The following is a 25,252-nucleotide window of genomic DNA, read 5'->3' on the forward strand; positions in this document are numbered from 1 at the left end:
CGACGCCGACGGCCGCGGTTCCTCTCCGTCCGGAGGAGCCGCGGCCTTCTCCACGAGGTGCTGCCGGCCGCTGCCACGACGCGGCCCGGGTCGCACCCCCGTGCCACGCGCCCCCGGCCGGCAGCCACTTCGACCATTCGCCTCACTCGTCCGAGCACGGCCTCAGCTCCGGCCTGCCCGGCGCAGTCTTCCGTCCCGTCAGTGGGGACAGGTCCTTCATATACATTTCCGACCACTCCTCTCCGGCCAGGATCTCCTGGAGCCCCGAGCACACCTTGCTCTTCAGGAGAGGGTCGTCCTTCCGCATCGCCACCCCGTAGGGTTCCGTTCCGGCGCCGCTGGGCAGCAATTTCAAATTCGCCGGATCATTCTGGGCGTACCCGGCGAGAAGAACGTCGTCCGAGGCCACCGCGTACACGCTCGAGCGCTTGTCCAGCAGCCTTTCCACGCACTCCTTGTAGGTGTCGGGCTGCCACTTCCCCGTGGTGTAGCCGTCCTTTTTCAAATTGTCCGCGTACGTGGAGTCCCGCGCCGTGCACACCTCGACATGGTTCTTCTTCACGTCGACGGCTTCGTTGAGGTCGTATTTCGCGGAGTTCTTGCGAACGAGGAGGCTGCTGCCCGCATTGTAGTAGGGGCCGACGAAATTGATGCCGTCCCGCTTCTCGCGGGCGGGTGTCATGCTGTACGAGGCGACGACCAGGTCCACTTCCCCGTTCTTCAGCTTGCTCGCCCGGTTGGCCGTGGTCACCCCGTAGAAATCCACCTGCCCCCTTTCGTAGCCCAATTTACGGGCGAGGGAGTAGGCGATGTCGATATCGAATCCGCTCCACACGCCGGTGTCCTTGTTGTAGAAGCTCAGTCCGGGCTGATCTTCCTTGGCACCGATCGTCAGCCTTTTCCTGGCGTTCTTCCACTGCTCCCACGCCTTCTCCGTGTCGCCCCCGGCGGATCCCTCGCCCCGTTGCCCGGAGGCGTCGTCCTGCTTGCCTCCGGAGTCACCCTGCGAGAGGACCCAGCCTCCTCCCGCCAGCAGAACGACACACGCCGCGGCCGCCGCGGCCTTCCAGCCCCGGAACCGGCCGCGGCCGCCGCGGGACGCCGCCCGCGACGACTCGGAAGGGACGGCTTCGGAGGAGGACGCGGCGGGTGCCGCTACGGCCACCGCCGGCGCGGGTCCTGAGGCGGGCGGCGTGGGTCGGGCCGTGGGCGGGGGTGCGAGTGCGGCGGCCCGGGCCGGGGCCGGTGCGCCCGGGTCCGCGAGGACTTCCCGGAGCATCTCCTCCGCCGAAGCCGCGTCCAGGCGACTGTCCGGGTCCGTGGCCAACAAACCCCGGATGACGGGGCCGAGGGGGCCTGCGTACCGGAGGACGGGGTCGGGCGACTGCCGGATGTTCGCCTGCACCTCCCAGACCTCGTTGCCACCGAAGGGCAGGCGTCCTTCGACCATCTCGTACAGGGTGACTCCCAGCGCCCACAGGTCGGAGGCGCGCGTGGGGCCGGGGGTGGCGGGGGCGAAGAGTTCGGGCGCCAGGTAGGGGGGTGTGCCGATGATTCCGCCGTGCCGGGTGACCCGGTCCGCGCCCTCGAAGGTGGCGATGCCGAAATCCACCAGGACCACCTGGCCGCCGTCCCGCACCAGTACGTTGCCCGGCTTGACGTCGCGATGCAGGACCGACGCCTCGTGGACCGCCCGCAGGCCCTGGGCCATCTGGAGACCGATGTCCGCGGCCCTGGGCACGCCGAGGGCCCCGTCACGGCCCAACAAGTCGGCCAGCGAACGCCCTTCCAGCAGCTTCATCACGATCCAGACCTGGTCGGCGGTCTCGATCTGGTCGTGGACCGTCACCACGTTCTGGTGCTCGATCTTGGCGAGGGCCTCCGCCTCGCGACGGGCCCGCTGCAACGCCGCCTTCTGCGTGTCCGGGGTCATGGCCCTGCGGTCGAGGAGCCCCTTCACGGCGACGAACCGGCGCAGCCGCCTGTCGTGGGCCTTCCAGACCTCGCCCATCCCGCCGCTGCCGATGGGCTCCAGCAGCTCGTAGCGGCCCTCGATCACGATGTGGGGGACGGAAGGACCACCGTGGGAGGGGACCCCCGTCCGCTCCCGCGCCGCGCCCGAGCCGGGCATCCCGGGGTGGTCAACCGGCCGTCGATCCTCGGGGGGTCCGTCAGTGCCGCCGTCAGCCTTGTCGAATCCGTCGTCGTTGTGCACCCGGCCCCCTTGCGCCTCTTGCGCGAAACGTGGATCCCCACAGGTTAGACGGCCGCCCTGCGGAATCCGCGCGACGAACAGACACGGCGAACCAGCGTGACACGCCGCTCCCGGTTGCGCCGCCCGCTCCCGGCCCGGCAACCTCGTGCGCCGTGCCGCGCACGGCCGCGAGACCATCGCACTCACCGAACTCACGGGCACGTCGCCGCCCTGCCCGTGTCGCCCCGGGTGGCAGAGGATCTCGAAGACGCGCTGAGCACGCAGCCGTGCCCACGGGGTTTCCGTCCCGTACGGATCACCCGACGTGCGGCGCCTCCACGTCGGCGACTACCGGGTTCTGTACGTCCTCGGGGGCGACGCGATCCGTATCGTCGTCACCCACCTCGTCCGGGTCACCCACCTCGTCCGGACGGCCCGAACCACCCGCGTCGGCAGAAGGGCCGCGGCCTCGCTCCCGAAGGAATCGCGGCCCGAGGTGCGCGGACTGCGCCAGTGCAGCAGCTCCGTCGCCCGCCCCACCACCGGCACGGCGCCCGGCGACCGAGCCTGGGCGACCGCCCCCGTCAGGGCCGTCGAGGTCAGCGGCTGGAAGTCGGCGACCTCGGTGCCGACGCCGTCGTCCGGCGGGTCGGTGCCGCCCAGCGACGCGTGTCGGGCCATCGCCGCTGCCGCCTCTTGGTGCGGATCGCCGCGGACCGCCCTGACAACAGGGCACGCCGTGCACCGGACCACCGCGTCGGCACCACGGAGGGCGACCGTGTCACCGCGTGGCGTGGCCGGAGTGTGACGCGCGCTGCAAAGCCGGTCCGCGGGCTCGTACGGTGACCGGCCGATGCCGCACACTGGTGTCCCGTGACCTCCCATCCACCCATACCGACGCGAGTCGTGCTGCTCTGCGGCCCCTCCGGCTCCGGCAAGTCCCTCCTCGCCGCCCGCTCCGGTCTCCCGGTGCTGCGGCTCGACGACTTCTACAAGGAGGGCACCGACCCGACGCTGCCGCTGGTGTCGGGGAGTTCCGACATCGACTGGGACCACCCCGGCTCGTGGGACGCGGACGCGGCCGTCGCCGCGATCACGGAGCTGTGCCGGTCGGGCCGTACGCGGGTCCCCGTCTACGACATCGCGCTCAGCGCCCGCACCGGCGAGGACGCGGTCGACATCGGACGCACCCCGCTGTTCCTCGCCGAGGGCGTCTTCGCCGCCGAGATCGTCTCGCGCTGCCGTGAACTGGACGTCCTGGCCGACGCGTTGTGTCTGAGCCGGGGGCCGCTGACGACCTTCCGCCGGCGCTTCCTGCGGGATCTGCGGGAGGGCCGCAAGTCCGTGCCGTTCCTGTTGCGCCGCGGTTGGCGGCTGATGCGCCGGGAACGGGCGATCATCGCCCGGCAGACGGCCCTGGGCGCCCACGTCTGCGACCGGGACGAGGCCATGGGCCGCCTGGCCGCCGCGGCGGCGGGGCGTCGCCCCACGGCACGTACGACGCGTACGGCGGTGTGACGGGCGTACGCGGGCGCGTACGCAAAGAGAGCGGGGCTGGACGGACCCCCCGGCCCTCCAGCCCCGCTTCCTTGTGACTCCCCCGTGTCCCCCGTTCCCCCCGCTTCCCCCGTTGTTCCCCCGTGTCCCCCGTGGTGCTTCCCCGTGAGTAAGAGCCCGGGATCACCCCCGTGATACACCCGGGCTCCAACTTTTTTCGGGGTCCCCCCCACAGGTCCCCCCGGACCTTCAGGCGACCAGGTCGCCGAAGGCGTCCTCCCGGTCACGGCCGAAGCTGAGGACCTCGTCCTCGCGCAGCCGGCGCAGCGAGCGCCAGATGCTGGACTTCACCGTGCCGACGCTGATGCCGAGGATGTCCGCGATCTCCGGGTCCGTGCGGCCCTCGTAGTAGCGCAGGACCAGCATGGTGCGCTGGAGTTCGGGGAGCCGGGCCAGCGCCTGCCACAGGACCGTGCGCAGTTCGGTGCCGCGCATGGCGTCCGTGTCGCCGGGCGTCTCCGGCAGTTCCTCGGTCGGGTACTCGTTGAGCTTGCGACGCCGCCAGGCGCTGATGTGCAGGTTGGTCATGGTGCGGCGGAGGTATCCGCCGACAGCCGCCTTGTCACTGATCCGGTCCCACGCCCGGTAGGTCGAGAACAGCGCGCTCTGCAGCAGGTCCTCGGCCTCGAAGCGGTCGCCGGTGAGGTGGTAGGCGGTGGCGTACAGGGAGGCGCGGCGCTCCTGGACGTAGGCGGTGAACTCCGCCTCCGACAGCGAGTTCCGCTCCCCCGATGCCTCCCCGTACGCCGGTCCCCCGTGCGTTTCCCCCCGGTTCCCCGTGTCCCCCGTGCGTGCGTCGACCACCGTCATGTAGGCGGTGTGCTGACGCCCGGTGCCGCGAGCGCACCCCCGCCCGCTCACCACGGCACCGGACTTCTCGGAACCCCGGTGTGCGTGCACGTCGTGCAGACGCGTGACCACTGCGCTGGTGCTGGTGCCCTTCAGCGTGTTCATCTCGCGCCCCCCGTCGTGGACTTCCGGTGTTCGGACTGCTGTGTCGCTGTGTTGCTGTGGTGCGACGTGCTGTTCTGCCTGTGTCGAAAAGCCTGCCGCGCCGACTTCATGACCGTGTCCGCCGACTGTCACAGACCTGTCACAGGGGTCGGCCACAGTTGCGTCACGGATCTTTCACAGGGCCCGTCGGCGGGTCGGGAGTCCGTCCCGGCCCGCGGGTCGAACCCCGGGCCCTCCATGGGCCAGAATGAGCCCGTGCCTTCCCTGTTGCTGATCGAGGACGACGACGCCATCCGGACGGCCCTGGAGCTCTCACTGACGCGCCAGGGCCACCGCGTGGCGACCGCTGCCAGTGGTGAGGACGGTCTGAAGCTGCTGCGCGAGCAGCGGCCGGATCTGATCGTGCTGGACGTGATGCTGCCCGGCATCGACGGTTTCGAGGTGTGCCGGCGCATCCGGCGCACCGACCAGCTGCCGATCATCCTGCTGACCGCGCGCAACGACGACATCGACGTGGTCGTCGGCCTGGAGTCGGGCGCCGACGACTACGTCGTCAAGCCCGTGCAGGGCCGGGTGCTGGACGCCCGGATCCGGGCCGTGCTGCGGCGCGGGGAGCGGGAGTCGAGCGACTCGGCGAGCTTCGGCAGCCTGGTCATCGACCGGTCGGCGATGACCGTGACGAAGAACGGCGAGGACCTGCAGCTCACGCCGACCGAGCTGCGGCTGCTGCTGGAGCTGAGCCGGCGGCCGGGGCAGGCGCTGTCGCGGCAGCAGTTGCTGCGGCTGGTGTGGGAGCACGACTACCTCGGCGACTCGCGGCTCGTGGACGCCTGTGTGCAGCGGCTGCGCGCCAAGGTCGAGGACGTGCCGTCGTCGCCGACCCTGATCCGTACGGTGCGGGGCGTGGGCTACCGGCTGGATCCGCCTCAGTGACACAGGAACACCAGGGGGGTTCGCGCGGCTGGGCCGCGACGCGCAAGGGAGTCCGGTCCCGGCTGCGCCTCACCAGCCTGCGCCTTCGGCTGGTCGTCGTCTTCGGTCTGGTCGCGCTCACCGCCGCCGTGTCGGCGTCCGGCATCGCGTACTGGCTGAACCGCGAGGCGGTGCTCACCCGCACCCAGGACGCCGTGCTGCGTGACTTCGAGCAGGAGATGCAGAACCGTGCGGGTGCGCTGCCCGCGCGGCCCACGCGGGACGAGTTGCAGCACACCGCGGGGCAGATGGCCAACAGCAGCCAGCGATTCGGCGTGCTGCTCGTCGCCCAGGACGCCGACGGCAGGACCGTGTACGGCAGTTCGGGCGGTCTCGGCGGCTTCTCGCCGGCCGACGTGCCCGAGTCGCTGCGCACCGCGGTGAACAAGGAGCAGAAGGTCTCCTCGGCCAACAAGTACCCGTACCACCTGTACTGGCAGCGGGTCGTCGAGGACGGCACGCCCTATCTCGTGGCGGGTTCGAAGGTGATCGGCGGCGGGCCGACCGGTTACATGGTCAAGTCGCTGGAGCCCGAGGCCAAGGACCTGAACTCGCTGGCCTGGTCGCTGGGGATCGCGACCGCTCTCGCGCTGCTCGGCTCCGCGCTGCTCGCCCAGGCCCTGGCGACGACCGTGCTGAAGCCGGTGCACCGGCTCGGGGTCGCGGCGCGGCGGCTCGGCGAGGGCAGGCTGGACACCCGGCTGCGCGTGTCCGGCACCGACGAACTGGCCGACCTGTCCCGGACGTTCAACAGCGCCGCGGAGGCGCTGGAGAAGCGGGTCGCGGACATGGCCGACCGGGAGCAGGCCTCGCGGCGCTTCGTGGCGGACATGAGCCATGAGCTGCGTACGCCGCTGACGGCCATCACCGCCGTCACGGAGGTGCTGGAGGACGAGCTGGAGTTCGAGGGCGGCGGCATCGACCCGATGATCGAACCGGCCGTGCGGCTGGTGGTGAGCGAGACGCGGCGGCTGAACGACCTGGTGGAGAACCTGATGGAGGTCACCCGCTTCGACGCGGGCACCGCCCGGCTGGTCCTGGACGACGTCGACGTCGCCGACCAGATCACCGCCTGCATCGACGCCCGCGCCTGGCTGGACGCCGTCGACCTGGACGCCGAGCGCGGCATCCACGCCCGCCTCGACCCGCGCCGCCTGGACGTCATCCTGGCCAACCTCGTCGGCAACGCGCTCAAGCACGGCGGGTCGCCGGTGCGGGTGTCGGTGACGCGGGCGGACGACGAGGTCGTCATCCGGGTGCGCGACCACGGACCCGGCATCCCCGAGGACGTCCTGCCGCACGTCTTCGACCGCTTCTACAAGGCGAGCGCCTCCCGGCCCCGCTCCGAGGGCAGCGGACTCGGCCTGTCCATCGCCCTGGAGAACGCCCACATCCACGGCGGCGACATCACCGCGGAGAACTCCCCCGAGGGCGGTGCGGTGTTCACGCTGCGGCTGCCGCAGGACGCGTCGGTGCCCGTCGAGGAGGACCCCGCGGACGCGGTGGCGGGCGACGGGAGCGGGGACGCGGGCCGGGACCAGGGCAAGGACGCGAAGGGACAGGCCTGATGACCGTACGCCGCCTGCCGGCACTCTCCGTGCTCCCCGTGGTGGCCCTGCTGCTCGCCGGGTGCGGGATCCGCGCCACCGAGGTGCCCACGGACTACGGTCCCGCGCCCTCGCGGGTGCGCTGCTCGCCCGCCGGGCCGGAGGAGGCAGCGTCCGGCATCCCGGTGCGGGTGTTCCTGCTGTGCGGCTCGTCGCTGGTGGGCGTGGACCGGGCGGTACGGGACCCGGGCGGCGCCGCCGGCTCCGCGCGGCGGGTGCTGGTCGCCCAGGGGCTGCTGGAGCAGCTCGCCGTGCCGCCGTCGACCGCGGAGAAGGAGGCCGGGTACACCACGGACGTGCGCTCCGGCATCACCGTGAAGGGGCCCCGCCCGGGCGACCCCGAGGAGACCCTGCGGCTCGGCACCGCGCCCGGCGACCTCACCTCGTACGCCCTCGCCCAGGTGGTCTGCACCTTCTCCGGCTCGGCCGCGGCCGCGGGCGACGGTTCCGTGGTCCTGGCCGGGCCCGGCGACCGGGTCCCGCGCCGCTACACCTGCACGGACGAGGTCCGCGCCCGGCCCGGCGGCAACGAGCCGCCGTCGCGGGCGGTCACCGGCGGATGACGCCGGCTCCGGGGGCCATGTGGCGCAAGCCTCACCCTTGCGCGGGAGGGGCCGGAACCGACCGAGCCGGCGGCCGCGTCTAGGGGGGCGTGCAGCGTCAAGGGTTCATCGGCGGCAACGCCGCGCATCGCATCCGTGTGACGGGAGGTGTCCTCCTCGTCGCACACCTCGCGTTCGTCGCCTGGTACACCCTGCGGCCCCTGGACGTGCCCTGGGTCCTGCCGCCCAATGTGCACCCGCTCGCCGGTATCCGCGCCGACCTGGCGCTGGGCTGGCCGGCGGCGGCCCGCTCCCTCGGCGGGGCGCTGGCCCTGCTGGCGCCGCTGGGGGTGCTGCTGCCGATGGCGAACGGGCGGCTGACCGTGTCGCCGGCGGCGTCCCTGCTGCGCACCATGGCCGCGGGCGCACTGTTGTCGCTGGGCATCGAGCTGTTGCAGACCGGGGTGCCCGGTCAGGTCGTGGACGTCGACTCGGTGCTGCTGAACACCCTGGGCGTGGCCCTCGCCCACCTCGCCGTCGTCCCCGCGGGCCGGGCACGGCTCCGCCGCAGGCCCGAGCGCGGACACGGGGAGGACGTTCTCCAGGAGGAGCCGGCTCAGGGTCGGACCCCGACGATTCCCAGGGTCGGTATCGCACCGTAGAGCGACGCTTTGTTCCGTTCGTCTCCGTAGCGTGGAAGGCAGATGAGGGGCGGCCGGCCGGCAGCCCCCGCCACACGCTCACGAAGGAGCCGCGATGTCCCGCCTCGCCCGCCCCACCCACGGCCGCATGATCGGCGGAGTGTGCGCCGCGCTGGCACGGCGCTTCGGCACCTCGCACACCACGATGCGGGTGATCTTCGTCCTCTCCTGCCTGCTGCCCGGCCCGCAGTTCCTGCTCTACATCGCCCTGTGGATCCTCCTGCCGTCGGAGGAGAAGGCGGCGCGGACGGCCTGGTAGCGGCATACGCCGATGGGGCGCACCCGGTGGACCGGGTGCGCCCCATCGGCGCGTCGTGACGGGTGCGGGTCAGCCGAGCGGCATGCCGTTCACCTGAACGCTCCGCGTGGGCAGGTTCTTCGCCGGCATTCCGCCGAGCAGACCGGTGATCTGGTCGGCCGGGCCCTGCCCCCGCGTGTTGCCCGCGGCCGGCAGCGCGCCGGTGACGTTCTCCGCGGGGAGCGTCCGGGTGACCTGGTCCAGGGTGTGGACGGAGCCCGGTGCGACCGGGGCGGCGTTGGCGGCGCCCGCGCCGACGGCGGCGAAGGCGGCACCGAGGGCGGCGACGCCGAGGGTCTTGGCAGCAGACTGCTTCATGAAATACGTCCTCGAAATGGGATGTCGGGGATGTGAGCGGTTCTCGACCGTAAACATGCGGGACCGCCCGCGGCAAACCCAGAAATGCGGACGGCCGGTGAAAGCCCGTCCACATTTCCGTGTTCCGCCACCTCCCCCTCAGCCCTCTTCTCCGGAAGAACCGCTGGTGGGGGCGGTCTGCTGAAACAGCCATTCGGACTTCAGTTCTGCATATCCAGGCTTGATGACGTCATTGATCATGGCCAGTCGTTCATCGAAAGGAATGAACGCTGATTTCATCGCATTGACGGAGAACCATTGCATGTCGTCGAGCGTGTAACCGAACGCGTCGACAAGGTGCTCGAATTCCCGGCTCATACCCGTGTGGGACATCAGCCTGTTGTCCGTGTTGACGGTGACGCGGAAGTGCAGCCGGCGCAGCAGGCCGATGGGGTGCTCGGCGTACGAGTCCGCCGCCCCGGTCTGGAGGTTGGAGCTGGGGCACAGCTCCAGCGGGATCCGCTTGTCCCGTACGTAGGAGGCGAGCCGGCCGAGCTCGACCGTGCCGTCCTCGTGGACCTGGATGTCGTCGATGATCCGCACCCCGTGTCCGAGCCGGTCGGCACCGCACCACTGCAGGGCCTGCCAGATGGACGGCAGCCCGAAGGCCTCGCCGGCGTGGATGGTGAAGTGGTTGTTCTCCCGCTTGAGGTACTCGAAGGCGTCGAGGTGCCGGGTGGGCGGGTGACCGGCCTCGGCGCCCGCGATGTCGAACCCGACGACGCCCAGATCGCGGTAGCGGTTGGCGAGTTCGGCGATCTCCAGCGAGCGGGCGGCGTGCCGCATGGCGGTGAGCAGGGCGCCGACGCGGACGCGGTGGCCGTTCTCCCGCGCCCGGCGCTCGCCCTCGCGGAAGCCCTCGTTGACGGCCTCGACGACCTCCTCGAGGCTCAGCCCGGCCTCCAGGTGCTGCTCGGGGGCATAGCGGACCTCGGCGTAGACGACCCCGTCCTCGGCGAGGTCCTCGACGCACTCGGCGGCGACGCGGACGAGGGCGTCGCGGGTCTGCATGACCCCGACGGTGTGGGAGAAGGTCTCCAGGTACCGCTCCAGGGACCCGGAGTCGGCGGCCTCCCGGAACCAGGCGCCGAGCCTGCCGGGATCGGTCTCGGGGAGATCCCCGTAGCCGGTGGCGCGGGCGAGGTCGACGACCGTGCCGGGACGCAGTCCGCCGTCGAGATGGTCGTGCAGCAGAACCTTCGGCGCCCGGCGGATCTGGTCCGGCGTCGGGGTCCTCCCGGCGTTCTTCGCGCCGGCCTTCGCGGTGTTCTGGCTCGTCATCCGCGCACTCTAGCCCCTACGCGCGTAGAGCAGCAGGAGTACGGGCGAGTAGGGACAGACGTGTCCGCGTGCGGGGAAACCTCCCGGCGATCCGGTGTACGCGACCGCCGAAATGTAACGGTGCCCGCGAGGACGGGTCTCGTCCACCTCGTCTTCTGAGAATGTTCTGCCATGGCACAGCAAGCGACGCCGGTCCGTCGGGCCCGGCTGGGGAGAGCGCTCGGCCCGGAGGGGACCGCGGTCAGCGGTGTGGTGCTGCTGCTCCCCGGTGGCGACGAGGTCTCCGGCCGCAGGCCGTCCCCGCTGCCGCCGGCCGCGCCGGTACGCGCGCTGGGGCGCCGGCTGGCACGCGCGGGCCGGGACGAGGGCCTGGCCACGCACGTCGTGCACTACCGCCACCGGGGCTGGAACGGCGCCGAGGCGCACCTCGCCCGGGACGCCGACTGGGCCGCCGCCGAGGCCGTGCGGCGCTACGGCGACGTCCCGGTCTGCCTGGCCGGCGTCGGCATGGGCGGCCGGGCCGCGCTGCGCGCGGGCGGGCACGAGGCCGTCGGCTGCGTACTGGCGATCGCCCCCTGGCTGCCCGACGAGGACACGACGGCGGAACCCGAACCGGTGAAGCAGCTCGTCGGACGCCAGGTGCTGATCGTGCACGGCACGCACGACAGACGCAGCGACCCGGAGCGGTCGTTCCGGCTGGCGTCCCGGGCGAAGAAGGCCAACCGTGCCGTGTGCCGGTTCGAAGCGCACTCCGACGGGCACGGGTTGCGGCACTACCGGGACGAAGTCGTCGCGCTGGCGGAGGACTTCGTGATGGGCGCGCTGTTCGGGCGGCCCTTCTCGCGGCCGGTGGAGGACGCGCTGGCCGCGCCACCGCCGCTGGGGCTGCGGATGCCGCTGGCGGCGGGGTTCGGGAAGTCGCTGCGCCGGTAGGAACGGTTCAGCCGGGAAGCAGGCGGCCCCGCCGCGACAGCAGGAACTTCTTGAAGGCCGCCACCGGGGGCGTGTCCGTGCGGCCCGCCAGCCAGGCGACGCCGATCTCGCGGACCGCGCGCGGTGCCGTGACCGACAGTTCGACCACGCCGGGGCGGGGCACGGCGGGCGGCGGCAGCAGCGCCACGCCGAGGCCCGCGGCGACCAGGCCGCGCAGCGTCTCGGCCTCCTCGCCCTCGAAGGCCACCCGGGGCCGGAAGCCGGCCTCGCCGCACAGGTCGTCGGTGATGCGGCGCAGTCCGTAACCGGGCTCCAGGGTCACGAAGTTCTCGTCGGCCGCCTCGGCGAGGCGGATGCGCCGGCGGGCGGCCAGCGGATGGTCGGCCGGGACGACGAGGCGCAGTTTCTGCTCGTCCAGGCGGCGGGCGACCAGGTCGGGGGCGTCGGGGACCGGGGAGGTCAGGCAGAGGTCGAGATCGCCGGCCCGCAGCCGCTCCAGCATGGCCTCGCCGTAGTTCTGGACGAGGCTGAAGCGGACCCGGGGGTGGTCGGCGCGGAAGGCGTGCAGCAGGCCGGGAACGGTTTCGGCGCCCATGGTGTGCAGGAAGCCGAAGGCGACCTTGCCGGTGGCCGGGTCGACGTCCGCGCGCACCTCCTCGGCAGCGCGCTCGATCTCGGCGAGGGCGCGTTCGACGGAGCCGAGGAAGGTGTGCCCGGCGGGGGTCAGGGCGAGGGTGCGGCCCCGGCGGACGAACAGGTCCACCCCGAGGTCGGCCTCGATGCGGGCGAGGGCGCGGGAGAGGGTCGACTGCGGGACGTTCATCTCCTGCGCGGCCCGGGTGACGTGCTCGGTGCGGGCCACGCCGGCGAAGTGCGCGAGGCGTGGCGCGAGCAGCGTGACGATGTCTTCTGTGTCACCGGACGGTGACAGCCGGGCCTGTGAGCTCTGCTGATGCGCCATGGGAACGATTATGACGATTCCATGCATTGGACGGATGAGTCCCGGACTCCTTACCTTCGCAGCATGACTCCCGCCGATACCGGGGCGTCCACCACCGTGGGCGCCGCGTCTGCCGTCTCCGTCCCCGCCGGCCCCTCCGCCTCTTCCGCCGCCTCCGCCCCCGACTCCGGCGACTCGCGCATGACGCCGGGCGGCCCCGGTTACCGCCGGATGAGTCTCGCCCTGTTCCTGGCGGGCGTCGCGACCTTCGCGCTCCTCTACTCCACTCAGGCCCTGCTGCCGCTGATCTCCGGCGACCTCGGGGTGACGGCGAGCGACGCGAGCTGGACGGTGGCCGCCGCGACGGGCGGTCTGGCGGTGTTCGTCCTGCCGATGAGCGCCCTGTCGGAGCGGTTCGGCCGGCGTACGGTCATGACGGCGTCGCTGGCGGTCGCGGTGACCGTCGGGCTGCTGGTGCCCTTCGCCCCGTCGCTGCCGGCGCTGGTCGCGCTGCGCGCGGTGCAGGGCGCGGCGCTGGCCGGGCTGCCGGCCTCGGCGACGGCGTACCTCGCGGAGGAGGTGCGGCCGCGGGCGCTGGTCACCGCGATCGGCCTGTTCGTGGCGGGCAACAGCGTCGGCGGCATGAGCGGCCGGGTCATCACCGGCTGGGTCGCGCAGGAGTGGGGCTGGCGGGTCGCCGTCGGGGTGATCGGCCTGGTCGCGGTGGCGTGCGCGGTGGCCTTCCGGCTGCTGCTGCCGGCGCCGCGGCACTTCACGGCGGGCTCGCTGCGCCCGCGGGTCCTGGTCCGCACGGTCCGCGACCACCTCTCCGACCCGCTGCTGCGCCGCCTGTACGCGATCGGCGCGCTGTTCATGACGGTGTTCGGCGGCGTCTACACGGTGATCGGCTACCGCCTGACCGAGGCTCCGTTCTCCCTGCCGCAGGGCGTCATCGGCTCGATCTTCCTGGTGTACCTGGTCGGTACGGTCTCGGCGTCCACGGCGGGCCGGCTGGTGGGCCGGCTCGGGCGCCGTGGGGCCCTGTACCTGAGCGGCGGCACGACGGCGGCGGGCCTGCTGCTGTCCCTCGCGCCCCGGCTGCCGCTGGTCCTGCTGGGGCTGGTGCTGATCACGGCGGGCTTCTTCGCCGGGCACGCGGTGGCCTCGTCGGCGGTCGGCAGGACGGCCACGCACGGCCGCGCCCAGGCGTCGGCGCTGTACCAGTCCGCCTACTACATCGGCTCCAGCGCGGGCAGCACGGTGGGCGCGGTGGCCTTCCACTCCGGTGGCTGGGCCGGGACCGTCGGGGTCGGGCTGCTGGCGGTGCTGGGCGTCGTGGCGATCACGGCCCTCGGGACGCTGGCGGCCCGCCGCCAGGGCGCGGGCGTCCCGGCGCGGGGTCTGCACGCCACGCGTTGACGTGCGTCTTTCCGGCTCCGTGGGCCATTGTCAGTCCGCTGCGGTAGCTTCCGAAGTGCGAGGCGCGACGACGCGCATGACGGGACGGCCCAGGGGTGGGTGGACGATGACCAACGGCACCGTGATGCCGGAGCTGGACTCCGTGCTGGAGAAACACCGGTCCGAGCTGACGGGGTACTGCTACCGGATGCTCGGTTCCTCCTTCGAGGCCGAGGACGCGGTGCAGGACACCCTGGTCCGCGCCTGGCGCAGCTACGACAAGTTCGAGGGCCGCTCCAGCCTCCGTTCCTGGCTGTACCGCATCGCGACCAACGTCTGCCTGGACATGCTGTCCGCGGGCAACAAGCGGGCCCGCCCGATGGACCTGACGGACTCGACGCCGCTGGCCCGGGCCGCCCTGTCGCCCCGCCCGGACAACACCTGGCTGGAGCCGATGCCGGACGCCCGCGTGCTGCCGACGACGGCCGATCCGGCGGAGGCCGCGGTCGCCAAGGAGTCGGTGCGGCTCGCCTTCATGGCGGCGCTGCAGCAACTGCCGCCCAAGCAGCGGGCGGTGCTGATCCTGCGCGAGGTGCTGGCGTGGCGGGCGAGCGAGGTCGCCGAGCTGCTCGGCACGACGGTCGCGTCCGTCAACAGCGCCCTCCAGCGGGCCCGGGCGACGCTCGCCGAGCGGGCGGACCGGGGGGCGGGTGCGGCGGTGTCCGACCCGCTGGACGAGGAGCAGCAGAAGCTCCTGGAGCGCTATGTCGCGGCCTTCGAGGGCTATGACATGACGGCGCTGACGGCGCTGTTGCACGAGGACGCGGTCATGACGATGCCGCCGTTCGACCTGTGGCTGACCGGCCCGGCGGACATCACCGGTTTCATGACGACGTTCGGCGCCGGGTGCGCGGGCTCGCGTCTGGTGCCGGTCCAGGCCAACGGGCTGCCGGCCTTCGCGCACTACAAGCCCGACCCGGAGGCCGGTGGCTTCGCGCCGTGGGCGGTCCAGGTGCTGGAGATCTCAGACGGCCGCATCACCGGGTTCCACTTCTTCCTGGACACCAAGCGGTGGTTCCCGCTGTTCGACCTGCCCCTCCGTCTCGAAGCGGAGGCCGACCAGACCGAGTAGGGCGTGCAGGGCGGGGTCGGGGTCGCGCAGGCGTATCCGGCCCCCGGCCCGGCGGGCGGCGAGCTGCAGCCGGGCCAGCAGGTCGACGACGGCGAGTCCGGGCGGTCCCAGCCCGCCGACGTCGCAGACGACCACGCCGGTCCGGGTGGCTTCCAGCAGCGCGCGCACCTCGGCACAGAGCCGGGGCGTCTCCCCTCGGGAGACGGGCCCCGGCAGCACGAGTACGGCGGGTGTCACGGCGTCCACGTGCGGTAGACCGGGGACGCCGGTGGAACTCATCGGCGCCGGGTCCGTCGAAGATCACGTTGACCTCGGCGCGGCCCGCGCCGGAGGGTTGACCCCGTGCCCCCCATACCTCCGCCTGCCGCGCCGCCCGACGCCCTCCGCCTCCTCGTCCCCGGGGAGGCGTCGCCGTGCAGGGGGTGCTGAGCGGCTTCGCGGTGATCGCGGTGGTGATCGGCGTCGGTTATGTGCTGGGGCTGCGCGGGCACCTCGGCGACCAGGGACGCGAGGTGCTGACGAAGCTCGCCTTCCACGTGGCGTCCCCGGCGCTGCTGTTCACCACGCTCGCGGGGGCCGACCTGTCGGTGGTCTTCTCCAGGCGGCTGCTGGTGACGGCGCTGTCCACGGCCGCGGTGGCCGGGGTCTTCGTCGCGGTGGGTGCCGTACGGGGGTGGGGCGTGGGCCGTACGACGATCGGCGCGCTGTGCTCCGGCTACGTCAACTCCGGCAACCTCGGCATCCCCATCGCCGTGTACGTCCTGGGCGACGCCTCGCTGGTGGCGCCGGTGCTGCTGTTCCAGCTGGTGCTGGTGACGCCGGTGGCGGTGACGGTCCTGGACCTGTCGGGTGGGGGTGGCAAGGGGCCTCTGTGGCGGGTGCTGCTGACGCCGCTGCGCAATCCGATAGCGCTGGGCTCGCTCGCCGGGGTGGCGGTCGCCGCGAGCGGGCTGCGGGTGCCGGACGCGGTCATGGACCCCGTCACCCTGATCGGCAACATGTCCGTCCCGGCGGTGCTGCTGGCCTTCGGCATCTCGCTGTGCGGCTCCACGATGCCCATGCGGGGCACGGACCGGCAGCCGGTGCTGCTGGCGGTGGCGTTGAAGGCGGTGGGGCAGCCGGCCGTGGCGTGGGCGCTGGCGTCGGGTGTGTTCGGGCTGCGGGGCGCCCAGTTGCTGGACGTGGTGGTGACGTCGGCACTGCCCGCCGCGCAGAACCTGTACACGTACGCGTCGACGTACGGGGTGGGCGAGCGGCTGGCGCGGGACGCGGTCCTGGTGTCGACGGTGGTGTCCGTGCCGGTGCTGGTGGGGGTGGCCGCGGTGCTGGGGTGAGTCAGGCTTCGGGGAACTCGCCGGTGTCGATGGTCAGGTCGAAGGGGGCGGGGAGGGTGAGGGGATCGCCGAACTTGGCGGCGCTCAGCACGCGGTAGACGTCGCCCTTCGGTTCACCGTAGAGCGTCGCCGTGGGGCCGCCGGGAGCCCAACGGTCGATGAGGAGGTAGAGCGGGATGCCGGCGGTGGCGTAGGCGGCGGGCTTGCTGATGCGGTCGTGCCGGGCGTTGGACTTGGAAGTGACCTCGACGACGAGTTCCGCGAGGGCGGCGGGGATGTGGGTGTCCGACTCGGTGTGTTCCGGCAGCTGTGTCACCACGAGATCCGGGATCAGCATTCCGAGGCGGGACGGCACCGAGAGCGCAAGCGTCTGATAGATCCCCCAATGGCTGGGGATCACCGAATACAAACGGCGCTGGATTCGTTCGGTGATGTCGTTGTGAGGCAGTCCCGGAGCAGGTGACACGGTGATGATTCCCTCGATGATCTCCACCTTGCTGCCCTCGGGCCATTCCATCTCCTCCCAGAACCGGACGAGGTCGTCCCAGTTCTGGTCGGGCTCCTGGCTCACGGTGAGTGCGCTCATGGCGGTTCTCCTATTCGGTGCGTCACCGATCCCAGCATGCCGAACGGGACCGGCAGTGGTCTACCGATCCCGTTCACCCGAAAGAGGAAAGCGCAGGTCAGGCGATGCGCTCCAGCACCACCGGCGAGGCCGTGAAGGCCGTGCCCGCCGGGGCGATGTCGTACGAGCCCTCCACCGCCGCGAGCGCGTACGCGAAACGGTCCGGGGTGTCCGTGTGGAGGGTCAGCAGGGGCTGGCCCTCGGTGACCGTGTCGCCGGGCTTGGCGTGGAGTTCGACACCCGCGGCGGCCTGCACCGGGTCCTCCTTGCGGGCGCGGCCCGCGCCCAGGCGCCAGGCGGCGACGCCGATGTCGTAGGCGTCGAGGCGGGTCAGGACGCCCGAGGAGGCGGCCTTCACCACGTGCTGCTCCTTCGACGTGGGCAGGGCCGCGTCCGGGTCGCCGCCCTGGGCCGCGATCATGCGGCGCCAGACGTCCATCGCCGAGCCGTCGGCCAGGGCCTTCGCCGGGTCGGCGTCCGGCAGACCGGCCGCGTCGAGCATCTCGCGGGCCAGGGCCAGGGTCAGCTCGACCACGTCGGAGGGACCGCCGCCGGCCAGGACCTCGACGGACTCGCGGACCTCCAGGGCGTTGCCCGCGGTCAGGCCGAGGGGCGTGGCCATGTCGGTGAGCAGCGCGACCGTCTTCACGCCGTGGTCGGTGCCGAGGCCGACCATCGTGGCGGCCAGCTCGCGGGCGTCCTCGATGGTCTTCATGAAGGCGCCCGAGCCCACCTTCACGTCCAGGACCAGGGAGCCGGTGCCCTCGGCGATCTTCTTCGACATGATGGAGGACGCGATCAGCGGGATCGCCTCGACCGTGCCGGTCACGTCGCGCAGGGCGTAGAGCTTCTTGTCGGCGGGCGCGAGGCCGTCGCCCGCCGCGCAGATCACCGCGCCGACGCCGTCCAGGACGTTCAGCATCTCCTCGTTGGACAGCAGCGCGCGCCAGCCGGGGATCGACTCCAGCTTGTCCAGGGTGCCGCCGGTGTGGCCGAGACCCCGGCCGGACAGCTGCGGGACGGCCGCGCCGCAGGCCGCCACCAGGGGCGCCAGCGGGAGGGTGATCTTGTCGCCGACGCCGCCCGTGGAGTGCTTGTCGGCGGTCGGGCGGGACAGGGACGAGAAGTCCATGCGCTCGCCCGAGGCGATCATCGCGGCCGTCCAGCGGGCGATCTCGCCGCGGTTCATGCCGTTGAGCAGGATCGCCATGGCGAGGGCCGACATCTGCTCGTCGGCCACCTCGCCGCGGGTGTACGCGTCGATGACCCAGTCGATCTGCTCACCGCTGAGTTCGCCGCGGTCCCGCTTGGTGCGGATGACGGAGATGACGTCCATGGCCATGCTGGCTCTCCTTACTTCGTGAGGTGGTCGGGGCCGAAGGCCTGCGGGAGCATCTCCGACAGGGGAAGGATCCCCGCCGGGGTCTCCAGCAGCAGCTCCGGGCCGCCGAACTCGTACAGCAGCTGACGGCAGCGCCCGCACGGCACCAGGGTCTCGCCGTGGCCGTCGACGCAGACGAAGTGCGTCAGCCGCCCGCCGCCGGTCAGCTGCAGCTGGGAGACCAGGCCGCACTCGGCGCACAGGCCGATGCCGTAGCTGGCGTTCTCCACGTTGCAGCCGGTAACCATGCGGCCGTCGTCGACCAGCGCGGCGACGCCGACCGGGTAGCCGGAGTAGGGGACGTACGCCCGGGTCATCGCGACCCGGGCCGCCGTGCGCAGTGCCTCCCAGTCGATGTCGGTCACTTGCCCTGCCCCTTCCGGTACTGCATGCCGTCCGCCTTGGGCATCCGCAGCCGCTGTGCGGACAGGGCGAGGACGACGAGGGTGACGACGTACGGGGTGGCGGAGACGACCTGGTTCGGGACCTCGTCGGTGCCCGCGTACCAGGCGAAGACCAGCGCGCCGACGACCAGCGTGACCACGGCGTTGACGTACTTCTTGCGGACCGCCAGCCAGATGGCGCCGGCGACCAGCAGGAGTGCGCCGAGCAGCAGCAGGGCGTGCACGTTGGCGGAGCCGCCGCGCAGGTTGAGGCTGTCGGTGTAGCCGAAGAGGCCGGCGCCGATGGCGAGGCCGCCCGGCATCCAGTTGCCGAAGATCATCGCCGCGAGGCCGATGTAGCCGCGGCCGCTGGTCTGGCCCTCCAGGTAGAAGGGGTTGGCCACGATGGAGAGGAAGACACCGCCGAGGCCGGCCAGGGCGCCGGAGATGATCACGGCGAGGTACTTGTACTTGTAGACGTTGACGCCGAGGGACTCGGCGGCGACCGGGTTCTCGCCGCAGGAGCGCAGGCGCAGGCCGAACGGCGTGCGCCACAGGATCCACCAGGTGGCGGGGATCAGGGCGACGGCGATCAGGGTCAGCCAGGAGACGTTCGTGACCAGGCCGCCGAGCAGGCCGGCGACGTCCGAGACCAGGAACCAGCCCTTGTCGTTGAGGGTCTGGAGGCCGTCGGACAGTCCGGGCACCGTGAAGTGGCCGAGGGAGTCGACCGGCGGGGACTGCTTGGCCGAGCCGCCCTGGTGGCCCTCGAAGGCGAGCGGGGCCAGGTAGCGGGTGGCGCCCAGGGCGAGGATGTTGATGGCCACGCCGGAGACGATGTGGTTGACGTTGAAGGTGACGGTGACGATCGCGTGCAGCAGCCCGCCGATCGCGCCGCCGACGATGCCGACGAGGACACCGGTCCACGGGCCCCACTGGAAGCCGGCCCAGGCACCGAACCAGGTGCCGAGGATCATCATGCCCTCGAGGCCGATGTTGACGACGCCCGCGCGTTCGGCCCACAGGCCGCCGAGGCCGGCGAGGCCGATCGGCACGGCGAGCTGGAGGGCGGTGGACATCTGGCTGACGTTGGTGATGCCGTCGGCGCCGGTGATGAGCCGGACGATCGAGGTCAGCGCCAGGGCGCCGACGACGACCAGGAGCAGTACGGGCCACGGCATGCGGCGGCCGGTCGGCGCCGCGGGCTGCAGCGTGGGCTGGTTGAGGTCGGTCGCGGTGGTCATCGGCCAGCCACCTCCTTCTTGGTGTTGTCGGTGGCGCCGAGGACGTGACCGGCGGCCAGCTCCGCGCCGACGCGGCGCTGCTGGCGGCGCAGGCCCCACTCGCGGACGGCCTCGTAGGAGACGACGACGGACAGGACGATCAGGCCCTGCATGATGACCGCGATCTCCTTGTCGTAGCCGTGGAAGTCCAGCTCGGGCGAGGCCTTGTCGAGCCAGGCCCACAGCAGGGCGGCGAAGGCGATGCCGACCGGGCTGTTGCGGCCGAGCAGGGCGATGCCGATGCCGAGGAAGCCGATGCCGGTGGGGAAGTTGAGGCTGTAGGTGTGGGTGTCGCCGAGCAGGATCGGCAGGCCCGCGAGACCGGCGAGGCCGCCGGAGATGAGCATCGCGGTGAGCACCATGCGCTTGGGGTCGACACCGCTGGCCGCGGCGGCGGACTCGGAGGCGCCGGAGGCGCGCAGGTCGAAGCCGAAGCGGGTGCGGTTGAGGACGATCCAGTAGCCGATGCCGAGCAGGACGGCGAGGATCACCAGGCCGTAGACCTCGCCGGCCGCGCCCATGTCGATGCCGGGGATCCAGCCGGACTCGTGCATCTCGCCGGTGGTGTTGTTGTTGCCGATCTTGACGCCGAAGACGTCCGGCCGCCACATGTAGACGATCAGCGAGGTGGCGATGGCGTTGAGCATGATCGTGGCGACGACCTCGCTGACCCCGCGGGTGACCTTGAGGACACCGGCGATGCCGGACCAGAAGGCGCCGGTGAGGACGGCGGTCAGCAGCAGCAGCGGGACCTGGAGGAACGCCGGCAGGTTCGCGTGGGCGCCGACGACGGCGGCCATGAAGGCGGCGAGCTGGTACTGGCCGTCGACGCCGATGTTGAACAGGTTCATCCGGAAGCCGATGGCGACCGCGAGGGCCGCGATGTAGTACATCGACGCCTGGTTGATGATCAGGACCTGGATGTCGGAGAAACCGGCCTGCTCGAACATCAGGGCGAACGGCTCGACCGGGTTCTTGCCCGAGGCGATCAGCACGATCGCGCTGAGCACGAAGGCCACGGCGAGCGCGATGACCGGCCCGGCCACCGCGAGGAGCACGCGCTCCTTGTCGAACTTCTTCATCAGCGGGCCTCGTCTTCCGGAGACTCGGGAGACTTGCGGATCTCGGGGGTCTCGTCGTGTTCCAGGTGGCCCGAGGCGGCGCCGGTCATCGCCGAGCCGAGCTCCTCGGGGGTGATGGTGGCCGGGTCGGCGTCCGCGACCAGCCTGCCGTCGTAGATCACCCGGAGGGTGTCGGACAGGCCGATCAGCTCGTCCAGGTCGGCGGAGATCAGCAGCACGGCCAGGCCCTCGCGGCGGGCCTCGCGGATGTGGTCCCAGATCGCGGCCTGCGCGCCGACGTCCACGCCGCGCGTGGGGTGGGCGGCGATCAGGAAGCGCGGGTTGTGGCTCATCTCGCGGCCGACGATCAGCTTCTGCTGGTTGCCGCCGGACAGCGAGGCGGCGGTGACGTCGATGCCGGGGGTGCGGACGTCGTACGCCTCGACGATGCGGCGGGTGTCCTCCTGGGAGCCCTTCGGGTCCAGCCAGAAGCCCTTGCTGTTGGGCTTCTCGGTGACGTGGCCGAGGATGCGGTTCTCCCAGAGGGGGGACTCCAGGAGGAGGCCGTGCCGGTGGCGGTCCTCGGGGATGTAGCCGACGCCCTGCTCGCGGCGCTTGCGGGTGGGCAGGGAGGTGATGTCCTCACCGAGGAAGCGGATGCTGCCGGAGTCGGCGTGGCGCAGGCCGATGAGCGCGTCGACCAGTTCGGTCTGGCCGTTGCCCTCGACACCGGCGATGCCGAGGACCTCGCCGGCGTGGATGGTGAAGGTGATGTCGTCCAGCAGGGCCTTGCCGCCGGGGGCCGCGAGACGCAGCTTGTCGACGGTGAGGACCGCGCGGTCGGTGACCGTGGACTCGGCCGTCTCCGGGGTGGGCAGCTCGCTGCCGACCATCAGCTCGGCGAGCTGGCGCGGGGTGGTCTCGGACGGGACGGCGGTGCCGACCGTCGTGCCGCGGCGGATGACGGTGATGTCGTCCGCGACGGAGAGGACCTCGCCCAGCTTGTGGGAGATGAAGATGACGGACAGCCCCTCGGCCTTCAGCTCGCGCAGGTTGTCGAAGAGGGCGTCCACCTCCTGCGGCACCAGGACGGCCGTCGGCTCGTCCAGGATCAGCGTGCGGGCGCCGCGGTAGAGGACCTTGAGGATCTCCACGCGCTGGCGGGCGGCGACGCCGAGCTCCTCGACCAGGCGGTCGGGCTCCACGTCGAGGCCGTACCGCTCGGAGATCTCCTTGATCCTGCGGCGGGCCTTGCCGCCGATGCCGTGGAGCTTCTCGCTGCCGAGGACCACGTTCTCGAGGACCGTGAGGTTGTCGGCGAGCATGAAGTGCTGGTGGACCATGCCGATGCCGCGGACGATGGCGTCGGCGGGCGACGAGAAGGAGACCTGCTCGCCGTCGATCGCGATGGTGCCCTCGTCCGGCTTCTGCATGCCGTAGAGGATCTTCATCAGCGTCGACTTGCCGGCGCCGTTCTCGCCGACGAGGGCGTGGACGGTGCCCTTGCGGACGGTGAGGTGGATGTCGTGGTTGGCCACGACACCGGGGAAACGCTTGGTGATCCCGGCGAGTTCGACGGCGGTCACCGATTCGTTGACCGCCGCTCCGGCCGGAGGGCTGCTGGACGCGTTGATGGCGCACTCTCCTGGGGACGGGGGTCGTCTACGCGCGTAGCGCCCCTACGGCATCTGAAAGCGGCGGCGGCACACCGACACGACGGGGTACGGGGAGGTGCCCTGAAGGAGTCCCTCCCCGTACCCCGCCGAGCGGCGCGACCGGCGCGCGGTTACACGCTGTTCGAGGTGGTGCCGGTACTCAGCTGCTCTTGACCTTGATCTCGCCGTTGACGATCTTCTCCTTGGCCGTCCTGATGGCTGCCTGGAGCTCGGCGTCGCCCGCGAACTTCGGGTTGGAGACCGACAGGCCGACCTCGCCGGACTTCAGATCGCCCTTGACGATACCGGTCGCCGGCTTGCCGTCCTTGACCGACTTCGCGAGGTTGTACACCGCCTTGGCGACGTCCTTGGTGGCCGAAGTCAGGATGTAGTCCTTGTACTTGGCGAGGGCTTCCTGCTTGTACTGGTCGGAGTCGACGCCGATCGCCCAGACCTTGTGGGCCGCGGCGGCCTCGATCACGCCCTGGCCGGACAGACCGGCGGCGGCGTAGACGACGTCGGCCTTCTTCTCGATCTGGCCCTCGGCGGCGGTCTTGCCCTTGTCCGGGCTGGAGAAGCCGCCCTCCTCCGCCGTCTGCGTCAGGTACTGCGACAGCACCTTGACCTTCGGGTTGGTGTCCGTGACGCCCTGCGCGAAGCCGGCCTGGAACTTGTGGATCAGCGGGACGTCCACGCCGCCCACGAAGCCGACCGTGTTGGTCTTGGTGCTCTTGGCGGCGGCGACACCGGCGAGGTAGGAGGCCTCCTCCTCGTTGAAGACCAGGTCCGCCACGTTCTTCGCGTTGATCGTGGCGTCGTCCACGATGCCGAAGGTGGTGTTCGGGTACTTCTCGGCGGCGTTCTTCATGGCGGAGGCGTACGCGTAGCCGACGCCGATGACCGGGTTGTAGCCCTGCTTCGCCAGCGACGCCAGGCGCTGCTCCTTGTCGGCGTCGGTCTCGCCCTCGGTGGGCTCGATGTCGGCCGTCTCGTAGCCGAACTCCTTCTTCGCCTGCTCCAGGCCCGCGAACGCGGCGTCGTTGAAGGACTGGTCGCCCTTGCCGCCGACGTCGTACGCGATGGCGAGACCCTTGTCGCCCTTCGATTCCGACGACCCGGAAGAGGTCGAGGTACCACCGCAGGCGGCGAGGGCGAGGGCCAGGGAGGCGGTCGCCGCGCCTGCGACCGTGATCCGGGAAATCCGGCGCATTGTGGAGCTCCTGTCGTACAAGCGCCGTACGGTTCGGCTTCGGCGCTGGCTTCGCCGCAGATTAACGCGCGTAGACCTGCCTGAAAACCCCTTCTGTCCACCTTGTTATCCGCCCGTGAGCAAGGTGACGCGAACGGCGGCACGGGGCTTGCCGGGCGCGAACGCGGGGTGGCGGAGGGTGACGTACGAACGTGGGCGAGGAGGAGAACGCCGGAGCGGGCGGGCGCTGGGGGCGCCCGCCCGCTCCGGGGCTCCGTACCGGCGGTGCCTACTCGGTCTTGACCTTGATCGAACCGCTGACGATGCCTTTCTTGGCCTCGGCCACGGCGTCCTTGGCGCCCGGGACCTCGGCGAACTTCGGGTTGCTGTCGGACAGGCCCACGCCGTCGGACTTCAGGTCGAAGGTCTGGACGCCGGTCAGCGGCTTGCCGTCCTTCACCGACTTGGCCAGGGCGAAGACCGCGCCGTCGATGTCCTTGAGGGCGGAGGTCAGGATGTGGTCCTTGTACGCGGCGAGGGCTTCCTGCCGGTACTGGTCGGAGTCGACGCCGATGGCCCAGACCTTCGCCTTCGCGGCGGCCTCGATCACGCCCTGACCGGACAGACCGGCCGCCTGGTAGACGACGTCGGCCTTCTTCTCGATCTGGCCCTCGGCGGCGGCCCGGCCCTTGTCGGGGCTGGAGAAGCCGCCCTCCTCCGCGGTCTGCGTCAGGTACTGCGAGATGACCTTGACCTTGGGGTTGGTGTCCGTGACGCCCTGCTTGTAGCCCGCCTCGAACTTGTGGATCAGCGGGACGTCCACGCCGCCCACGAAGCCGACCGTGTTGGTCTTGGTGGCCTTGGCGGCGGCGACGCCGGCGAGGTAGGAGGCCTCGTTCTCGGCGAAGACGAGGGACGCCACGTTCTTGCCCTCGACCACGGAGTCCACGATGCCGAAGGTGGTGTTCGGGTACTTCTCGGCGACGGCCTTCATCGCCGGGCCGTAGGCGAAGCCGACGCCGATGACCGGGTTGTAGCCCTGCTTCGCCAGCGACGCCAGGCGCTGCTCCTTGTCGGCGTCGGTCTCGCCCTCGGTGGGCTCGATGTCGGCCGTCTCGTAGCCGAACTCCTTCTTCGCCTGCTCCAGGCCCGCGTACGCGGCGTCGTTGAAGGACTGGTCGCCCTTGCCGCCGATGTCGTACGCGATGGCGAGGCCCTTGGTGGCCTTGGCGCCGCCGCTGCCACTTCCGCTGTCGCTTTCGCTGCTGGTGCTTCCGCAGGCCGTGGCGGCGAGCGCGAGCGACGCGACCCCCACCGCGACGCGGGTCAGTCTCGATATCCGACGCATCTGAAGTTCCCCATTCTCCAAAGCCCCGCAGCGGGCGCTCGGTTCGGCGCACATTAACGCGCGTAGAAACTCCTGGGAACGGGGTTCCGCGGGGCCGTTACCCATTCGTGCCGCTGGCCGGTCACAG

Annotated in this window: 25 protein-coding genes; 10 read left to right on the forward strand and 15 right to left on the reverse strand. The window is 71.5% G+C overall.

Annotation, left to right across the window (positions count from 1 at the left end; translation table 11 throughout):
* Positions 1-142: 142 nt before the first annotated feature.
* A complete protein-coding gene (locus tag ACIRFH_RS31820) occupies positions 143-2,215 on the reverse strand; it encodes a bifunctional serine/threonine-protein kinase/glutamate ABC transporter substrate-binding protein (RefSeq protein ID WP_403528485.1) in 2,073 nt (690 codons plus the stop codon).
* A 327-nt stretch (positions 2,216-2,542) separates the two neighbouring features.
* Entirely contained in the window at positions 2,543-2,875 is a 333-nt protein-coding gene (locus tag ACIRFH_RS31825; protein ID WP_403528597.1) for a hypothetical protein, read from the reverse strand.
* Between the two features lie 192 nt (positions 2,876-3,067).
* Here ACIRFH_RS31825 and ACIRFH_RS31830 point away from each other — a divergent pair, with 192 nt between their 5' ends.
* On the forward strand, positions 3,068-3,712 hold the full coding sequence (locus ACIRFH_RS31830) for a uridine kinase (protein ID WP_403528488.1): 645 nt from the start codon (positions 3,068-3,070) through the stop codon (positions 3,710-3,712).
* A gap of 228 nt (positions 3,713-3,940) precedes the next feature.
* Here ACIRFH_RS31830 and ACIRFH_RS31835 read toward each other — a convergent pair whose 3' ends face one another.
* Positions 3,941-4,705 (reverse strand): SigE family RNA polymerase sigma factor, encoded by a 765-nt coding sequence (locus ACIRFH_RS31835; RefSeq protein ID WP_403528491.1) that lies wholly within the window; start codon positions 4,703-4,705, stop codon positions 3,941-3,943.
* A 255-nt stretch (positions 4,706-4,960) separates the two neighbouring features.
* On the opposite strand from ACIRFH_RS31835, the gene afsQ1 reads away from it, so the two are divergent.
* The 5 genes from afsQ1 (at position 4,961) to ACIRFH_RS31860 (ending at position 8,786) form a co-directional block, all read left to right on the forward strand.
* Entirely contained in the window at positions 4,961-5,638 is a 678-nt protein-coding gene (gene afsQ1 / locus ACIRFH_RS31840) for a two-component system response regulator AfsQ1 (protein ID WP_029394402.1), read from the forward strand.
* Positions 5,635-7,245, forward strand: coding sequence for an ATP-binding protein (locus ACIRFH_RS31845; RefSeq protein ID WP_403528495.1), 1,611 nt, complete (start codon positions 5,635-5,637; stop codon positions 7,243-7,245). The genes afsQ1 and ACIRFH_RS31845 overlap by 4 nt, the downstream gene beginning before the upstream one ends.
* Complete coding sequence (locus ACIRFH_RS31850; RefSeq protein WP_403528498.1) at positions 7,245-7,847, forward strand: hypothetical protein; 603 nt, start codon at positions 7,245-7,247, stop codon at positions 7,845-7,847. The genes ACIRFH_RS31845 and ACIRFH_RS31850 overlap by 1 nt, the downstream gene beginning before the upstream one ends.
* Before the next feature lie 89 nt (positions 7,848-7,936).
* A complete protein-coding gene (locus ACIRFH_RS31855; RefSeq protein ID WP_403528501.1) occupies positions 7,937-8,488 on the forward strand; it encodes a VanZ family protein in 552 nt (183 codons plus the stop codon).
* Positions 8,489-8,582: 94 nt separating this feature from the next.
* Positions 8,583-8,786, forward strand: coding sequence for a PspC domain-containing protein (locus tag ACIRFH_RS31860; RefSeq protein ID WP_403528504.1), 204 nt, complete (start codon positions 8,583-8,585; stop codon positions 8,784-8,786).
* A 69-nt stretch (positions 8,787-8,855) separates the two neighbouring features.
* Here the strand turns inward: ACIRFH_RS31860 and ACIRFH_RS31865 are convergent, their stop codons facing one another.
* Both ACIRFH_RS31865 and ACIRFH_RS31870 read right to left on the reverse strand, forming a co-directional pair.
* Entirely contained in the window at positions 8,856-9,143 is a 288-nt protein-coding gene (locus ACIRFH_RS31865) for an ATP-binding protein (RefSeq protein ID WP_403528507.1), read from the reverse strand.
* Positions 9,144-9,281: 138 nt separating this feature from the next.
* On the reverse strand, positions 9,282-10,463 hold the full coding sequence (locus ACIRFH_RS31870) for an adenosine deaminase (protein ID WP_403528510.1): 1,182 nt from the start codon (positions 10,461-10,463) through the stop codon (positions 9,282-9,284).
* Between the two features lie 171 nt (positions 10,464-10,634).
* Here ACIRFH_RS31870 and ACIRFH_RS31875 point away from each other — a divergent pair, with 171 nt between their 5' ends.
* On the forward strand, positions 10,635-11,396 hold the full coding sequence (locus tag ACIRFH_RS31875; RefSeq protein WP_403528512.1) for an alpha/beta hydrolase: 762 nt from the start codon (positions 10,635-10,637) through the stop codon (positions 11,394-11,396).
* A 7-nt stretch (positions 11,397-11,403) separates the two neighbouring features.
* Here the strand turns inward: ACIRFH_RS31875 and ACIRFH_RS31880 are convergent, their stop codons facing one another.
* Complete coding sequence (locus ACIRFH_RS31880; protein ID WP_403528515.1) at positions 11,404-12,357, reverse strand: LysR substrate-binding domain-containing protein; 954 nt, start codon at positions 12,355-12,357, stop codon at positions 11,404-11,406.
* 63 nt (positions 12,358-12,420) lie between these two features.
* Here ACIRFH_RS31880 and ACIRFH_RS31885 point away from each other — a divergent pair, with 63 nt between their 5' ends.
* Together ACIRFH_RS31885 and ACIRFH_RS31890 are read left to right on the forward strand one after the other, a co-directional pair.
* Positions 12,421-13,755: an MFS transporter gene (locus ACIRFH_RS31885; RefSeq protein ID WP_403528518.1), complete on the forward strand. Its 1,335-nt coding sequence runs from the start codon at positions 12,421-12,423 to the stop codon at positions 13,753-13,755.
* 106 nt (positions 13,756-13,861) lie between these two features.
* Positions 13,862-14,866 (forward strand): sigma-70 family RNA polymerase sigma factor, encoded by a 1,005-nt coding sequence (locus ACIRFH_RS31890; protein WP_403528521.1) that lies wholly within the window; start codon positions 13,862-13,864, stop codon positions 14,864-14,866.
* Here ACIRFH_RS31890 and ACIRFH_RS31895 read toward each other — a convergent pair.
* Positions 14,759-15,145 carry an STAS domain-containing protein gene (locus ACIRFH_RS31895; RefSeq protein ID WP_403528524.1) on the reverse strand — a complete coding sequence of 129 codons (387 nt, stop codon included), beginning with the start codon at positions 15,143-15,145 and terminating at the stop codon, positions 14,759-14,761. The genes ACIRFH_RS31890 and ACIRFH_RS31895 overlap by 108 nt on opposite strands.
* A gap of 134 nt (positions 15,146-15,279) precedes the next feature.
* Here ACIRFH_RS31895 and ACIRFH_RS31900 point away from each other — a divergent pair, with 134 nt between their 5' ends.
* On the forward strand, positions 15,280-16,200 hold the full coding sequence (locus tag ACIRFH_RS31900; RefSeq protein WP_403528527.1) for an AEC family transporter: 921 nt from the start codon (positions 15,280-15,282) through the stop codon (positions 16,198-16,200).
* Position 16,201: 1 nt separating this feature from the next.
* On the opposite strand, the gene ACIRFH_RS31905 is transcribed toward ACIRFH_RS31900, so the two are convergent.
* The 8 genes from ACIRFH_RS31905 to ACIRFH_RS31940 all read right to left on the reverse strand — a co-directional run bounded on the left by ACIRFH_RS31905 (position 16,202) and on the right by ACIRFH_RS31940 (position 25,125).
* On the reverse strand, positions 16,202-16,786 hold the full coding sequence (locus ACIRFH_RS31905; protein ID WP_403528530.1) for a Uma2 family endonuclease: 585 nt from the start codon (positions 16,784-16,786) through the stop codon (positions 16,202-16,204).
* A gap of 97 nt (positions 16,787-16,883) precedes the next feature.
* On the reverse strand, positions 16,884-18,167 hold the full coding sequence (locus ACIRFH_RS31910) for a thymidine phosphorylase (protein ID WP_403528533.1): 1,284 nt from the start codon (positions 18,165-18,167) through the stop codon (positions 16,884-16,886).
* 11 nt (positions 18,168-18,178) lie between these two features.
* The gene (locus ACIRFH_RS31915) at positions 18,179-18,571 is read right to left on the reverse strand and encodes a cytidine deaminase (protein ID WP_403528536.1); all 393 of its coding nucleotides are present in this window, start codon (positions 18,569-18,571) and stop codon (positions 18,179-18,181) included.
* Positions 18,568-19,833, reverse strand: coding sequence for an ABC transporter permease (locus ACIRFH_RS31920; RefSeq protein ID WP_403528539.1), 1,266 nt, complete (start codon positions 19,831-19,833; stop codon positions 18,568-18,570). Before ACIRFH_RS31920 ends, ACIRFH_RS31915 begins: the two co-directional genes overlap by 4 nt.
* Positions 19,830-20,954 (reverse strand): ABC transporter permease, encoded by a 1,125-nt coding sequence (locus ACIRFH_RS31925; protein ID WP_403528542.1) that lies wholly within the window; start codon positions 20,952-20,954, stop codon positions 19,830-19,832. Before ACIRFH_RS31925 ends, ACIRFH_RS31920 begins: the two co-directional genes overlap by 4 nt.
* On the reverse strand, positions 20,954-22,519 hold the full coding sequence (locus ACIRFH_RS31930) for an ABC transporter ATP-binding protein (protein WP_403528545.1): 1,566 nt from the start codon (positions 22,517-22,519) through the stop codon (positions 20,954-20,956). The genes ACIRFH_RS31925 and ACIRFH_RS31930 overlap by 1 nt, the downstream gene beginning before the upstream one ends.
* Positions 22,520-22,748: 229 nt before the next feature.
* A complete protein-coding gene (locus ACIRFH_RS31935) occupies positions 22,749-23,798 on the reverse strand; it encodes a BMP family protein (RefSeq protein ID WP_403528548.1) in 1,050 nt (349 codons plus the stop codon).
* Between the two features lie 268 nt (positions 23,799-24,066).
* Positions 24,067-25,125, reverse strand: a complete 1,059-nt coding sequence (locus tag ACIRFH_RS31940) for a BMP family protein (RefSeq protein ID WP_403528551.1) — start codon at positions 25,123-25,125, stop codon at positions 24,067-24,069.
* Positions 25,126-25,252 lie beyond the last annotated feature (127 nt).

The organism is Streptomyces sp. NPDC093586 (genome assembly GCF_044764905.1).
Taxonomy (GTDB): Bacteria; Actinomycetota; Actinomycetes; order Streptomycetales; family Streptomycetaceae; genus Streptomyces.

Bases quoted from the DNA above. Each gene is read 5' to 3' on its own strand.
- ACIRFH_RS31905 (WP_403528530.1), bottom strand. From the start codon at position 16,786: ATGAGCGCACTCACCGTGAGCCAGGAGCCCGACCAGAACTGGGACGAC.
- ACIRFH_RS31835 (WP_403528491.1), bottom strand. From the start codon at position 4,705: ATGAACACGCTGAAGGGCACCAGCACCAGCGCAGTGGTCACGCGTCTG.
- ACIRFH_RS31825 (WP_403528597.1), bottom strand. From the start codon at position 2,875: ATGGCCCGACACGCGTCGCTGGGCGGCACCGACCCGCCGGACGACGGC.
- ACIRFH_RS31920 (WP_403528539.1), bottom strand. From the start codon at position 19,833: ATGACCACCGCGACCGACCTCAACCAGCCCACGCTGCAGCCCGCGGCG.
- ACIRFH_RS31865 (WP_403528507.1), bottom strand. From the start codon at position 9,143: ATGAAGCAGTCTGCTGCCAAGACCCTCGGCGTCGCCGCCCTCGGTGCC.
- ACIRFH_RS31880 (WP_403528515.1), bottom strand. From the start codon at position 12,357: ATGGCGCATCAGCAGAGCTCACAGGCCCGGCTGTCACCGTCCGGTGAC.
- ACIRFH_RS31935 (WP_403528548.1), bottom strand. From the start codon at position 23,798: ATGCGCCGGATTTCCCGGATCACGGTCGCAGGCGCGGCGACCGCCTCC.
- ACIRFH_RS31940 (WP_403528551.1), bottom strand. From the start codon at position 25,125: ATGCGTCGGATATCGAGACTGACCCGCGTCGCGGTGGGGGTCGCGTCG.
- ACIRFH_RS31850 (WP_403528498.1), top strand. From the start codon at position 7,245: ATGACCGTACGCCGCCTGCCGGCACTCTCCGTGCTCCCCGTGGTGGCC.
- ACIRFH_RS31890 (WP_403528521.1), top strand. From the start codon at position 13,862: ATGACCAACGGCACCGTGATGCCGGAGCTGGACTCCGTGCTGGAGAAA.
- ACIRFH_RS31925 (WP_403528542.1), bottom strand. From the start codon at position 20,954: ATGAAGAAGTTCGACAAGGAGCGCGTGCTCCTCGCGGTGGCCGGGCCG.
- ACIRFH_RS31875 (WP_403528512.1), top strand. From the start codon at position 10,635: ATGGCACAGCAAGCGACGCCGGTCCGTCGGGCCCGGCTGGGGAGAGCG.
- ACIRFH_RS31860 (WP_403528504.1), top strand. From the start codon at position 8,583: ATGTCCCGCCTCGCCCGCCCCACCCACGGCCGCATGATCGGCGGAGTG.
- ACIRFH_RS31895 (WP_403528524.1), bottom strand. From the start codon at position 15,145: ATGAGTTCCACCGGCGTCCCCGGTCTACCGCACGTGGACGCCGTGACA.
- ACIRFH_RS31885 (WP_403528518.1), top strand. From the start codon at position 12,421: ATGACTCCCGCCGATACCGGGGCGTCCACCACCGTGGGCGCCGCGTCT.
- ACIRFH_RS31870 (WP_403528510.1), bottom strand. From the start codon at position 10,463: ATGACGAGCCAGAACACCGCGAAGGCCGGCGCGAAGAACGCCGGGAGG.
- ACIRFH_RS31910 (WP_403528533.1), bottom strand. From the start codon at position 18,167: ATGGCCATGGACGTCATCTCCGTCATCCGCACCAAGCGGGACCGCGGC.